Here is a 12,320-nt window from a genome sequence, read left to right on the forward strand (position 1 = left end):
CCAGATGATTCAGATACGCGTCAAATTCGTCGACATCTTCTCTCATCATCATCGCCCGAAGTCTGTATTATTCAATACTACCAGGTATCGCTTCGCTGTAAATAGGTTTTGTGACACAGTAGTACTATCAGATTGAATGGATTATGTTGCGAGCAAATGATAACGGCCGCCCCACCCGCCGACGTCGCGCGATACCGGGCATGCGACGTGCGGCGTCAGTGGTTCGGCGGCCGCATATCGTGCGTCGCGCGAGTGCGACGCACGCGGCCGCCGAGTGGCGCGAACCGTTGCCTATACTTTCTGAAAGCGCGTTTCAGAACAGCGTTTTACCGACCCGCGGCACACAACACCAAGGAGGACGTCCATGTCAGACCACGTTTACAAGAAGATCGAATTGACCGGCTCGTCGACGAAATCGATCGACGATGCAATCACCACCGCGATTGGCAAAGCGTCGAAAACGCTGCGCAATCTGCACTGGTTTGAAGTCACGGAAACGCGCGGCCTGATCGAGGACGGCAAGGTCGCGTACTGGCAAGTGACGCTGAAGGTCGGCCTGCGACTGGAGGACTGAACGGCGGAACGCACAACACGCGAAAGCCGCAAACAAAAAAGCTGCGTCCAATCGCGGTTGGACGCAGCTTTTCCATAACGGACCGGCCGATTTACTTCGGCAGCGACCCGTCGACACCCTCGACGTACCAGTTCAGGCGCTGCAGCTCAGCATCGGTCAAGGTCTTGCCTTCAGGCACCTTCACCGTGCCCGCTTGATCCTTGATCGGGCCCGTGAACACGTCGCGCTTGCCGGTCGCGAGTTCGTCGCGCTTCGCCGCAACCTGCTTCTGCGCATCGGCCGGAATCACCGACGTGTTCAGGTCCTCGAGGTTGACAGCCTTCTGCGGAATGCCCCACCACACCGGATCGTTCTTCCACTTGCCGTCGAGCACCTGCTGGATCACCGCGTTGTAGTACACACCCCAGTGCGCGACCACCGAGCCGAGATGCGCATCCGGACCGAACTTCTTCATGTCCGAATCCCAGCCGAACGCGTGCACGTGTTTTTCCGACGCGGTCGCGAGCGTCGCGCTCGAATCGGTGTTCTGCAGCAGCACGTCGGCGCCCTGGCCGATCAGCGTTTCGGCGGCCTGCTTTTCCTTGCCCGGATCGAACCAGCTGTTGATCCAGATCACCTTCGTATGCACCTTCGGATTCACCGAGCGCGCGCCGAGCGTGAACGCGTTGATATTGCGCACCACCTCGGGAATCGGCACCGACGCGACGAAGCCAAGCGTGTTGCTCTTCGTCACGTAGCCCGCGGCGACGCCGGCCAGATACGCGCCCTGGTACATGCGCACGTCGTAGGTGCCGAAGTTCGGTGCCTTCTTGTAGCCCGTCGCGTGCAGGAACACGGTGTCGGGAAAGTCCTTCGCGACCTTCAGCTGGAAATCCTGAAAGCCGAAGCTCGTGCCGAAGATGATCTTGTTGCCCTTGTTCGCGAGATCGCGGAACACGCGCTCGGAGTCGGCCGATTCCGGCACGTTCTCGACGCGCGTGATCTTGATCCTGTTGCCGAACTTCGCTTCGGCTTCCCTCGATCCCTGATCGTGCGCGAAGGTCCAGCCGGCATCGCCCGGATTGCCGAGATAGACGAACGCGACGCCCGGCACGTTGGCGGCCTGCGCGGTTTGCGCGAGCGGCGCTGCGAGTGCGAGCGACGCCGCGCCCCACGCGAAAGCGGTCAGCAGATTTCTTCTCTTCATGTTTTTCCCCCTGTCGTGATGAGCGAATAGTAGTGAGCGGATCGTTAAAAAAGCCTGCGCCGCCGTCAGCCCGCCAGGAAAAACGGCTTGCCGAGCGACGCGGGCGCATTCAGGCGAATCGTGTTCGGATTGCGCGAGATCAGCGCGAGCACGACGATCGTTGCGACGTACGGCAGCATCGCGAGGAACTGCGTCGGCACCGGCACGCCGATTGCCTGCGCGTAGAACTGCAGCCCCGTGACCGCGCCGAACAGCAGCGAGCCGATCAGCAGCCGCCCAGGGCGCCACGTCGCGAACACGACGAGCGCAAGCGCAATCCAGCCGCGGCCTGACGTCAGGTTCTCCTGCCACAGGTGCAGATTGACGATCGAATAGTAGCCGCCCGCGAGCCCCGCCATGCCGCCGCCGAACGCGACCGCCCCATAGCGCACGCCGACCACCGGAAAGCCGACCGAGTGCGCGACCTGCGGCGACTCGCCGACCGAGCGCAGCACCAGCCCCGCGCGCGTGCGATACAGGAACCAGCCGATCGCGGCGAACATCAGGAACGCGAGGTAATCGAGCGGCGTGAGGGTAAAGAGCGCCGGGCCGAGCACCGGGATCTTCGATAGCCCCGGGATCGTCCACGTATCGATCGTCGCGCGCACCGCGGCCGACGTGTACGGCTTGCCGACGTACGCGGACAGCCCGATGCCAAAGATCGTCAGCGACAGGCCGGTCGCGACCTGGTTGGCGAGCATCGTCAGCGTGAGGAACGCGAACAGCAGCGACATCGCGAGACCGGCGCCGATCGCGGCGAGCACGCCGAGCCACGGGCTGCCGGTGATCGACGTGACCGCGTAGCCGCTGACCGCGCCCATCAGCATCATCCCTTCGACGCCAAGGTTGAGCACGCCCGATTTTTCGGCGACGAGTTCGCCGGCGCCCGCAAACATCAGCGGGATCGACGCGGTGATCGCGCTCGACGTGAGCGCACTGGCTTGCTGGATATCCATATCGAGTCTGAGAGCGGATTGGCGAGCTTATTGGCAAACTTAACGAGCCACTGCGGCGGCCGGGCGGCGCCGCACGCGGTAGTTCACGAACAGGTCGGCGCCGAGCAGACAGAACAGCAGCAGCCCCTGGAAGACGCCCGACAGCGCCTGCGGCAGTTGCATCGAGGTCTGCACCGCTTCGCCGCCCAGATACAGCAGCGCCATCAGCAGACTCGCGAGCACGATGCCAAGCGGATGCAGCCGCCCGACGAACACGACGATGATCGCGGTGAAGCCGTAGCCCGGCGACCACGTCGCCTGCAACTGGCCGATCGGCCCGGCGATCTCGCCCATGCCGGCGAGGCCCGCGAGGCCGCCGCTGATCAGCAGCGACGTCCAGATGGTTTTCTTGTCGGAGAAACCGGCATAGCGCGCGGCGAGCGGCGCGAGTCCGCCGACGTTCATCCGGTAGCCCGCGAAGCTCTTGCGCATGAACAGCCAGACGAGCGGAATCGCGATCAGCGTGACGAACACGGACGCGTTCAGGCGCGTGCCACGCAGAAATTTCCAGTGCCAGTCGCCATACAGCACCGGATACAGCGCGTCGCCGCTGAACATCTCCGACAGCGGGAAGTTCATGCCCTGCGGATCGCGCCACGGGCCGCTCACGAGGTAGATCAGCAGTTGCGTCGCGACGTACGTGAGCATCAGGCTCACGAGAATCTCGTTGGTATTGAAGCGGCTCTTCAGGAACGCGGGAATCGCGGCCCACGCCATGCCGCCGAGGATGCCGGCCGCCATCATCGTCGGCAGGATCCACCAGCCGCTCGCCTGATCGAAATAGATCGCGACGCCGCTCGCCGCGATGCCGCCGAGCAGCATCTGCCCTTCGGCGCCGATGTTCCACACGTTCGCGCGATAGCCGATCGCGAGACCGAGGCCGATCAGGCACAGCGGCGACGCCTTCAGCAGCAGCTCGGACCAGCCGTTGATGCTCGACAGCGGCTCGATGAAAAACCCGTGCATCGCCTGCAACGGGTCGCGGCCGACGAGGCCGAAGATCAGAAAGCCGATCGCGAGTGTCAGCAACGCGGCGACGAGCGGCACGGCGAGCTGCATCGTGCGCGACGGCGTCGTGCGGGCTTCGAGTCGATAGGGAAGCATCATGGGTAGCGTGGGTTGGTTCGGGTTCTGTTCTTCAGGGTCGGCATTCGCGCGCGTGGTTTGCGTATTGGCGTGGTCGCCAGACGCTTCGCCTCATGCATGCGCCGGCTGGTCCGCCGCGGGCGCCGCGCCCTCGCGGTCGCCGAACAGCCCCGCCATCCAGCGGCCGATTTCCTCGGCGTTGGTCGCACCGGTCGCGCGCACCGGCGACAGCCGCCCGCCGGCGAGCACCGCGATGCGATCGCAGATATCGAATAGCTCTTCCAGCTCCTCCGAGATCACCAGGATCGCGACACCGCGCGCGGACAGATCGAGCAGTTGCTGACGGATGAACGCGGCCGCGCCGACATCGACGCCCCACGTCGGCTGCGCGACGACCAGCACCTTCGGCGCCTGCAGGATTTCGCGGCCCATGATGTATTTCTGCAGATTGCCGCCCGACAGACTTTGCGCGAGCGCGTCGGGGCCGCCGCAGCGCACGTCGAACGCGTCGATGCAACGCTTCGCGAACGCGCGCATCGCGTCCGTCCTGATCCAGCCCGACTTGACCATGCGCTGCCGATGCGCGGTCAACAGCGCGTTGTCGGCGAGGCTCATCGCCGGCACCGCGCCCCTGCCGAGCCGCTCCTCGGGCACGAAGCCGAAGCCGAGCGCGCGACGCCCGCCTGCGCCGAGGCGCGCGGCCGGTTTGCCGCAGATCGTGATCGCGTCGGCCGCAAGGCTGCGTTTTTCAGCGCGTTTTTCTCCCGACAGCGCCGCGAGCAGTTCAGCCTGGCCGTTGCCCGACACACCGGCAATGCCGAAGATTTCTCCCGCATGCACGCTGAACGACACGTCGCGCAACGAGGTGCCGAACGGATCGTCGCTCGCGACCGACAACTGCTTCACGTCGAGCAGCACCTCGCCCGGCTTGTGCTCGCGCCGCGTGTAGTCGGGCAGCGAATGACCGACCATCAATTGCGCGAGCGATGCGTGCGTCTCGTTCTTCGGCGTTACATGACCGGTCACGCGACCGCCGCGCATCACGGTCGCGGTGTCGCACAGTTCCTGGATTTCGTCGAGCTTGTGGCTGATGTAGAGGATGCTGCAGCCTTCGGCCGCGAGCCGGCGCAGCGTCGTGAAGAGCTTGCGGACCGCCTGCGGCGTCAGCACCGAGGTCGGTTCGTCCATGATCAGCAGACGCGGATTCTGCAGCAGGCAGCGCACGATTTCGACGCGCTGCCGCTCGCCGACGGTCAGGCTGTGCACATGCCGCTGCGGGTCGATGTCGAGCCCGTAGTTGGCCGACACCTCGCGAATGCGTTTGGCCAACGTCTTCAGATCGAACGGTTCGTCGAGCGCGAGCGCGATGTTTTCGCCGACCGTCAGCGTCTCGAACAGCGAGAAGTGCTGGAACACCATGCCGATGCCGAGCTTGCGCGCGGCGGCCGGGCTCGCGATGTCGACCGTCTCGCCTTCCCAACGGATCTCGCCGGCGTCGGGTCGCACCGCGCCGTAGATGATCTTCATCAGCGTGCTTTTGCCCGCGCCGTTCTCGCCGAGCACCGCGTGGATTTCGCCGGGCGCGACGACCAGCGTGACGTCGCCGTTGGCGCGCACGGCTGGGTACTGCTTCGTGATGCCCGTCAGCGCGAGCCGGGGCACCGCCTGGCCGATGCGTTGCGCGCCGTCGCTATGTGAAGTGTCGCTCATGAAGTTCCGTAGTGCGTTCTTGACGCTAGCTGCCGCCTGCTTGCCGCCGGGTTGCCGACTATCGGTCCGCGCTGCCGCCGGACGATCCGTCACCACAACCGGATGACGATACCTAATTCGCCCCGCTCAGTCGAGTTGCCAAAATTCCCGCAAACCCGCGCCACTACAAGCTCTGCGGGTATGCCACTCTTGACGTCGTTTTTCGTTCATATTAAAACGCATATACCCCAACACCCGTTCGATCAGCCTGCACATATATTTCGGAGAGTCCATGAGCCAGCAACGCGAGGCGATCGACACGTACCTGCTGCGCGTGTTGCACACGTTACTGATGGAGCGCAGCGTCACCCGCGCCGCCGTCAAACTGAACCAGTCCCAACCCGCGATCAGCGCGGCGCTGCGCCGTCTGCGCGACATCACCGGCGACCCGCTGCTGGTGCGCGGCAAGTCCGGCATGGTGCCGACCGAGTACGGCCTGCGCCTGCTCGAACCGGTGCAGAACGCGCTGCGCGAGATCGAGCGCATCAAGTTCCAACAGCACACCTTCGATCCGGCCACGTCGATCCGCTGCTACCGGATCGGCTGTCCCGACTATCTGAACGTACTGTTCGTGCCGACGGTCGTCGAACGTTTCCGCCAGGCCGCGCCGAACGCGACGCTCGAATTCCATTCGCTCGGTCCCGCATTCGACTACGAACTCGCGCTCGAGGACGGCAAGCTCGACATCGTGGTCGGCAACTGGCCGGAACCGCCCGAGCAGTTGCATCTGTCGAACCTGTTCGTCGATCAGATCGTCTGCCTGATGAGCAACACGCATCCGTTCGCCAAACGCGGCGGGCTCACGCTCGACCAGTACCTGAACGCGCCGCATCTGGCGCCGACACCCTATTCGGTCGGCCAGCGCGGTGCCATCGACGTGCATCTCGCGCGCGAGCGCCTCAAGCGCCACGTGGTCGTCACGCTGCCCTACTTCAATCTGGCGCCGTATGTGCTGATCAAGTCCGACCTGATCTTCACGACGACGCGCCTGTTTGCCGACTACTACGCGAAGTTTCTGCCGCTCACCGTGATGCCCGCGCCGCTCGACTTCCCGCCGATGCAGTACTACCAGCTTTGGCACGAGCGCGTGCATTACTCCGACGAAGTGCGCTGGCTGCGCGGTCTGGTCGGCGAGGCGACCCGGACGTTGATCGACAAGCCCTGACGGCACGCGGCGCCGAACGCACTGGCGGCGCCGCTCACACGCATCAAGGACTCGCGGCATCCGCGCAGCGCGGCGCCAATGTCGCCCGTTCCGCTCAGGCCGCCGCCTGGTAAAGCTGCCGCGCGAGCCGGTTATGCCGTTCGATCACCGGCCCGAGTTCGAGCGTCGCCAACTGCCCCTCCTTCACGATCACCTTGCCGTCGATCACGCTATAGCTGACTTGCGAAGGCGCGCAGAATACCAGAGCCGCCACCGGATCGTGCAGTGCGCCGGCAAAGTGCGGCTGACGCAGATCGAATGCGACGAAATCCGCGGCCATGCCGGGTGCGAGCGCGCCGATGTCGTCGCGATTGAGCACGCGCGCACCACCCAGCGTCGCGATTTCGAGCGCCTCGCGCGCGGTCATCGCATCGGGCCCAAAACCGACGCGCTGCAGCAACAGCGCCTGGCGCACTTCGGCGATCATCTGCGCGCCATCATTCGACGCCGAGCCGTCGACACCGAGCCCAACCGGCACGCCCGCCAGCCGCATGCGCTTGACCGGCGCGATGCCCGACGCGAGCCGCATGTTCGAACACGGACAATGCGCGACGCCGGTGCCGGTGCGCGCGAACAGCGCGATGCCCGCGTCGTCGAGTTGCACACAGTGCGCATGCCATACGTCGCGGCCGACCCAGCCGAGATCGTGCGCATACTCGGCCGGCGTCATGCCGAACTTCTCGCGGCTGTACTCGACGTCGTTGACGTTCTCCGCCAGATGCGTATGCAGCGACACGCCGTACTGGCGAGCGAGCACCGCCGATTCGCGCATCAGGTCGCGGCTCACCGAGAATGGCGAGCACGGTGCCACGACGACGCGCAGCATGGAGTAGCGCCCATCGTCGTGATACGTCTCGATCAGACGCTGGGTGTCCTTCAGGATGTCCGCTTCGCGCTCGACCACCGAATCGGGCGGCAGGCCGCCGTCTTTGCGTCCCACGCTCATGCTGCCGCGCGCCGCGTGAAAGCGCATGCCGATGCGGCGCGCCGCGGCGATGCTGTCGTCGAGACGGCTGCCGTTCGGATAGATATACAGATGGTCGCTCGACGTCGTGCAGCCCGAAAGCAGCAGCTCGGCCATCGCGGTCAGCGTCGACACTTCGATCATCTCGGGCGTGAGGTTGGCCCACACCTTGTACAGATTCGTCAGCCAACCGAACAACTCGGCGTTCTGCGCGGCGGGAATCGCACGCGTGAGGCTCTGGTACATATGGTGATGCGTGTTGACGAGGCCCGGAATCACGAGGTGGCCGCGCAGGTCGAGCACTTCATCGGCCGTTTGCGGCAGTTGCGCCGTCGGTCCGACCGCGACGATCCGGTCGTCCTCGATATAAAGGCCCGCGTCGCGCAGTTCACGCCGTTCGCCATCCATCGTAACCAGTACGTCCGCGTGCTTCACGAGCATCGTTTTGTCGGGGTGTTTCAGTGCTTCATTCATCGTCATTCGTCTGTCCGCCTGATTGCCTGCCTGCAGAGCCGTTCGAACGCGATGCGGCGGCACGCCCACCGTGCCGCCGCGTTCCGGCCGCGTCGCATAGCGCTTACCTTCGGTAGCCAAAATCCGGCTGGCAACCCGCGCGGCTGCAATACCCGGCTTCACACTGTCAATATAGTGGCGCTTTTTTGGCGCCGGTACGATCGGCCGATGCGCCGGCGCGGCTTTCGGCTGGCTGTCCATCATCATGCGCGAACTATTATCTTTCTTATCGCTCGCGCGCTGAACGGCGCATCCTTTCTACAATGGCTGCCACGGCGCTCGCTTCAATTCGCCGACGGGTATGTAGCCACTGACGTGGAGCCTCGATCCGCCGCAAACGTAATGGATCGGGCCGCCGCCGACACCTCGCATTCACACAAGGACAATTGCGAATGGGCAAGCTCACTACCCACGTGCTCGACACCGCGAACGGCCGTCCCGGCGCAGGCATCAAGGTCGAACTCTTCGCGCTCGCGGGCGACACGCGCCGCGCGCTCAAATCCACTGTCACCAATCACGACGGCCGCTGCGACGAGCCGCTGCTCGAAGGCGACGCGCTCGTCGCGGGCGAGTACGAACTCGTGTTCGGCGCGGGCGACTACTTCGCGTCGCTCGGCACGAAGGTACCCGAACCGCGCTTCGTCGATCGCGTCGTGCTGCGCTTCGGCGTCGCCGACGCCAACGCGCATTATCACGTGCCGCTGCTGGTGTCGCCGTTTTCGTACAGCACGTATCGGGGCAGCTAGCCCGCGTCGATGCGAGCCGCATCCGAACTGACACGAACCCGCACCAACAGGCACCAACAGGCACCAACAGGCACAAGCGCCCCGCGATACCCATAACAACCCGCGCTGCGTCTTTTACCCCGCAGTCGGCGCAATGACCGACGACGTCGACCGTCATCGCGCGCACAACGAATCAGAAGTGGAGGAGTTTCATGGAAGGCTTTATCACCGACTGGTTGAATCTCGCGATTCGCTGGTTCCACGTCGTCGCCGCCATTGCCTGGATCGGCGAATCGTTCTATTTCGTCGCGCTCGACAACAGCCTGAAACCGCCGACCGATCCGAACCAGCGTCGCCGCGGCGTGTTCGGCGAACTGTGGCACGTGCACGGCGGCGGCTTCTACAACATGCAGAAGTACACGGTCGCGCCGCCCGAAATGCCCGACGACCTGCACTGGTCGAAATGGCCGTCGTACACGACCTGGCTGTCGGGCTTTGGTCTGTTCACCGTGCTGTATCTGTTCTCGCCGAGCACCTACCTGATCGATAAGAACGTGCTCGACATGGGGCCGGTGGTCGCGGTCGCATCGGCGATCGGCTTCCTCGCGGCCGGCTGGATCGTCTACGACTCGCTGTGCCGCATTCTCGGCACGCGCGACAAACTGCTCGGCATCTGCGTCGGCGTTTATGTGCTGATCGCGGCATATCTCGCCTGTCATGTCTTCGCGGGTCGCGCGGCGTATCTGATCATGGGCGCGATGCTCGCGACCATCATGTCGGCCAACGTGTTCTTCGTGATCATTCCGGGTCAACGCAAGATGGTCGACGCGATGCTGAAGGGCGACACGCCGAACCCGATCTACGGCAAGCGCGGCAAGCAGCGCTCGGTGCACAACACGTATTTCACCCTGCCTGTGGTGTTCGCGATGCTGTCGAACCACTACGCGATGACCTACACGCATCCGTACAACTGGGCGGTGCTCGTCGTCATCATGCTGGCCGGCGCGCTGATCCGTCAGTTCTTGGTGATGCGCCATCGCGGCCAGGTGCTGTGGTACCTGCCGCTCGTCGGCGTCGCGCTGATGTGCACGGCGCTCGTGTGGACCATGCCGCGTCCGGTGGTGCCGCAGGCGCAGGCCGCCAACGCGCCGACGCTGAAGGTTGCCGACATCGCGCCGGTGCTGCAGCAGCGCTGCGTGGCCTGCCACTCCGCGCATCCGACGATGATGGGCAGCGCACCCGCCGGCGTGCTGATGGATACGCCCGACGAAATCTCGCAGAACGCGCAGCGCATTTACCAGCAGGCGGTCACGTTGAAGGCGATGCCGCTCGGCAACGTCACCCACATGACCGACGACGAGCGGATGAAGATCGCCGCGTGGTTCGAAGGCGGTGCGGCGAAGTAAGGATGTCCGTCCGGATCACGGAGCCGGTGCCGAGGTAGAGGCTGGAGTGCGAGACGGGCTTGTCGCGAGAGCGGCAAGCCCGTTGTTGTTTGGAAGGTGACGTGCGCGGTCAGCGAGATCAATAATCGAATTTGTCGCCCTTAGGCTACAAAAATCGTCAGAGTTACATAAAATGTAGCCCTACAGGTACAAATACAAATAACCTTTCTGTATCTCTTGGGCTACAATAAATGTCAAATGCGCTGAATTTGACGCCCTGAGGCTACAAATGACCAACCTCGCCGATGTCTCGGACATGCTGAAAGCCGTGCGACGCGACAGCAAACTATCGCAGGAAGAACTTGGGCGCCGCGCGGGCGTGGCCCGTACGACCGTCGCGCGGATGGAAACGCTTGCCAGGAACGATATGAGCGTGTCCGTGCTCGTGCGCCTGCTCGAGGCTGCCGGTTACGACCTCAAGTTCGTCGCGCATGGACATGGGCGCACGCTGGAAGACATCCTCGCTGAACAGCGCAGCCCGGACGCGCAGCCATGAAGCTCGACGTTCAGGTGCTCGGCAAGAACGTTGCCACGCTGTTTCGCGAGCGCGACGACTATGTCCTCAAATATCGCGGCGATGCGAGCGCGGCCGACTTCGTCAGCCTGACGATGCCGGTGCGCGAAGAGCCTTGGCGCTGGCCACGCGATCTGCATCCGTTTTTCCGGCAGAACCTGCCCGAAGGCTACCTGCTGAATCTGATCCGCGAGCAATTCGGGCCCTTGCTCGACGGAACCGATCTGTCACTGCTCGCCGTCGTGGGCTCGATGGGGATCGGCCGGGTCACCGTGACGCCCGAAGGCGTGGCGCCGGGAACTGAACTCCAGGCGCTCGACGTCCAGCACATCCTGCACGGCGACAACACCGCCGAACATTTCGCGCAACTCGTACGTGAATACGCGCGAGCGGCCATTTCGGGCGTCGTGCCGAAGTTCATCGCGCCGGAGGCGCAGTCTGCCGCATCGACACCGTTGCAGCTCGGTAAGCCGACGATTCGAACGAGCCGTCACATCGTCAAAGGTTCGGACGACAACACGCCCTTTCTCGGTTTCAACGAGTTCCATTCGATGCGGGTGCTGGAGCGGCTGGGAGTGGCGCCCGTTGCGCGCACGCGGATGTCGGACGATGGCAGGGCGCTCGTCGTCGAGCGCTTCGATGTCGACGCGCAGGGACTGCCGGCGTATGGCGTCGAAGACTTGTGCGGTCTGCTCGGCTTGCCGCCGCACGAAAAATACAATTCGACGAGCGAGAAAATGCTCAACGCGGCAAGAGCGTATCTGCTCGATCGCGACACCATGCGGATGCAACTCCAGCAGCTCGGCTGGCATTTGCTGACGAACTACGTCGTGCGCAATGCGGACTGCCACACCAAGAACGTCGCACTGTTCTATACCTCGATCGACGATGTCGCGTTCACGCCCGTCTACGATGTCGTGACGACCCAGGCTTATCCGCGCTTCGCAGCCAATCCGCCCGGGCTGCCTGTTGATGGCCGCAAAACCTGGTCAGCTGGTAAAACGCTGGAACGATTTTTCAACACGCGCATGGGCATCGCCCCGCGGCAATATTCGCAGATGGTTGAAGCGTTGTGCGACTCGGCTGTCGACGTCGGCCACGAGTTGATCGAAGCAGCGCGCAATGAACCGCAGTGGCGTGCGGTCGCCAAGCAGATGCTGCATGCCTGGGACGACGGCATGACATCGCTGCGCTCGCCGAAGAAAAGCCTGCAATTCAGGGGGCTCAAGCCGGCCATCGAAGCAGCGGAATTTTCGGCGCCGGAGCCGCCCGAACGGTCAAGGGAAGTGATTGGGCATTCGCCGCTGCTTGGCAGGCGCAAGTGAT

At 64.0% G+C, this 12,320-nt stretch carries 11 protein-coding genes; 6 read left to right on the plus strand and 5 right to left on the minus strand.

Going from position 1 to position 12,320, the window contains the following annotated elements; all coding sequences use genetic code 11:
- Nucleotides 1-364: 364 nt before the first annotated feature.
- Nucleotides 365-574, plus strand: coding sequence for a dodecin (locus tag F6X42_RS03890; RefSeq protein ID WP_187632957.1), 210 nt, complete (start codon nucleotides 365-367; stop codon nucleotides 572-574).
- A 91-nt stretch (nucleotides 575-665) separates the two neighbouring features.
- Here the strand turns inward: F6X42_RS03890 and F6X42_RS03895 are convergent, their stop codons facing one another.
- The 4 genes from F6X42_RS03895 to F6X42_RS03910 all read right to left on the minus strand — a co-directional run bounded on the left by F6X42_RS03895 (nucleotide 666) and on the right by F6X42_RS03910 (nucleotide 5,590).
- Nucleotides 666-1,760 carry a BMP family ABC transporter substrate-binding protein gene (locus tag F6X42_RS03895; protein ID WP_187632958.1) on the minus strand — a complete coding sequence of 365 codons (1,095 nt, stop codon included), beginning with the start codon at nucleotides 1,758-1,760 and terminating at the stop codon, nucleotides 666-668.
- Nucleotides 1,761-1,825: 65 nt separating this feature from the next.
- Nucleotides 1,826-2,755, minus strand: a complete 930-nt coding sequence (locus F6X42_RS03900) for an ABC transporter permease (protein WP_187632959.1) — start codon at nucleotides 2,753-2,755, stop codon at nucleotides 1,826-1,828.
- A gap of 39 nt (nucleotides 2,756-2,794) precedes the next feature.
- Nucleotides 2,795-3,901: an ABC transporter permease gene (locus tag F6X42_RS03905; protein WP_187632960.1), complete on the minus strand. Its 1,107-nt coding sequence runs from the start codon at nucleotides 3,899-3,901 to the stop codon at nucleotides 2,795-2,797.
- 90 nt (nucleotides 3,902-3,991) lie between these two features.
- Nucleotides 3,992-5,590, minus strand: a complete 1,599-nt coding sequence (locus F6X42_RS03910) for an ABC transporter ATP-binding protein (RefSeq protein ID WP_187632961.1) — start codon at nucleotides 5,588-5,590, stop codon at nucleotides 3,992-3,994.
- A gap of 271 nt (nucleotides 5,591-5,861) precedes the next feature.
- Between F6X42_RS03910 and F6X42_RS03915 the strand changes: the two genes are divergently transcribed.
- Nucleotides 5,862-6,794, plus strand: a complete 933-nt coding sequence (locus F6X42_RS03915) for a LysR substrate-binding domain-containing protein (RefSeq protein WP_187632962.1) — start codon at nucleotides 5,862-5,864, stop codon at nucleotides 6,792-6,794.
- A 94-nt stretch (nucleotides 6,795-6,888) separates the two neighbouring features.
- On the opposite strand, the gene F6X42_RS03920 is transcribed toward F6X42_RS03915, so the two are convergent.
- Nucleotides 6,889-8,277: an 8-oxoguanine deaminase gene (locus F6X42_RS03920; RefSeq protein WP_512699615.1), complete on the minus strand. Its 1,389-nt coding sequence runs from the start codon at nucleotides 8,275-8,277 to the stop codon at nucleotides 6,889-6,891.
- A 425-nt stretch (nucleotides 8,278-8,702) separates the two neighbouring features.
- On the opposite strand from F6X42_RS03920, the gene uraH reads away from it, so the two are divergent.
- From uraH to F6X42_RS03940, 4 genes are all read left to right on the plus strand, one after another.
- Nucleotides 8,703-9,056 carry a hydroxyisourate hydrolase gene (uraH, locus tag F6X42_RS03925; RefSeq protein ID WP_187632963.1) on the plus strand — a complete coding sequence of 118 codons (354 nt, stop codon included), beginning with the start codon at nucleotides 8,703-8,705 and terminating at the stop codon, nucleotides 9,054-9,056.
- A gap of 191 nt (nucleotides 9,057-9,247) precedes the next feature.
- Nucleotides 9,248-10,441, plus strand: coding sequence for a urate hydroxylase PuuD (locus F6X42_RS03930; RefSeq protein ID WP_187632964.1), 1,194 nt, complete (start codon nucleotides 9,248-9,250; stop codon nucleotides 10,439-10,441).
- Nucleotides 10,442-10,709: 268 nt separating this feature from the next.
- Nucleotides 10,710-10,976, plus strand: coding sequence for a helix-turn-helix domain-containing protein (locus F6X42_RS03935; protein WP_187618420.1), 267 nt, complete (start codon nucleotides 10,710-10,712; stop codon nucleotides 10,974-10,976).
- Nucleotides 10,973-12,319, plus strand: coding sequence for a type II toxin-antitoxin system HipA family toxin (locus F6X42_RS03940; RefSeq protein ID WP_187632965.1), 1,347 nt, complete (start codon nucleotides 10,973-10,975; stop codon nucleotides 12,317-12,319). Before F6X42_RS03935 ends, F6X42_RS03940 begins: the two co-directional genes overlap by 4 nt.
- Nucleotide 12,320: the final 1 nt, after the last annotated feature.

Source organism: Paraburkholderia podalyriae (assembly GCF_014397785.1).
Classification (GTDB): domain Bacteria; phylum Pseudomonadota; class Gammaproteobacteria; order Burkholderiales; family Burkholderiaceae; genus Paraburkholderia; species Paraburkholderia podalyriae.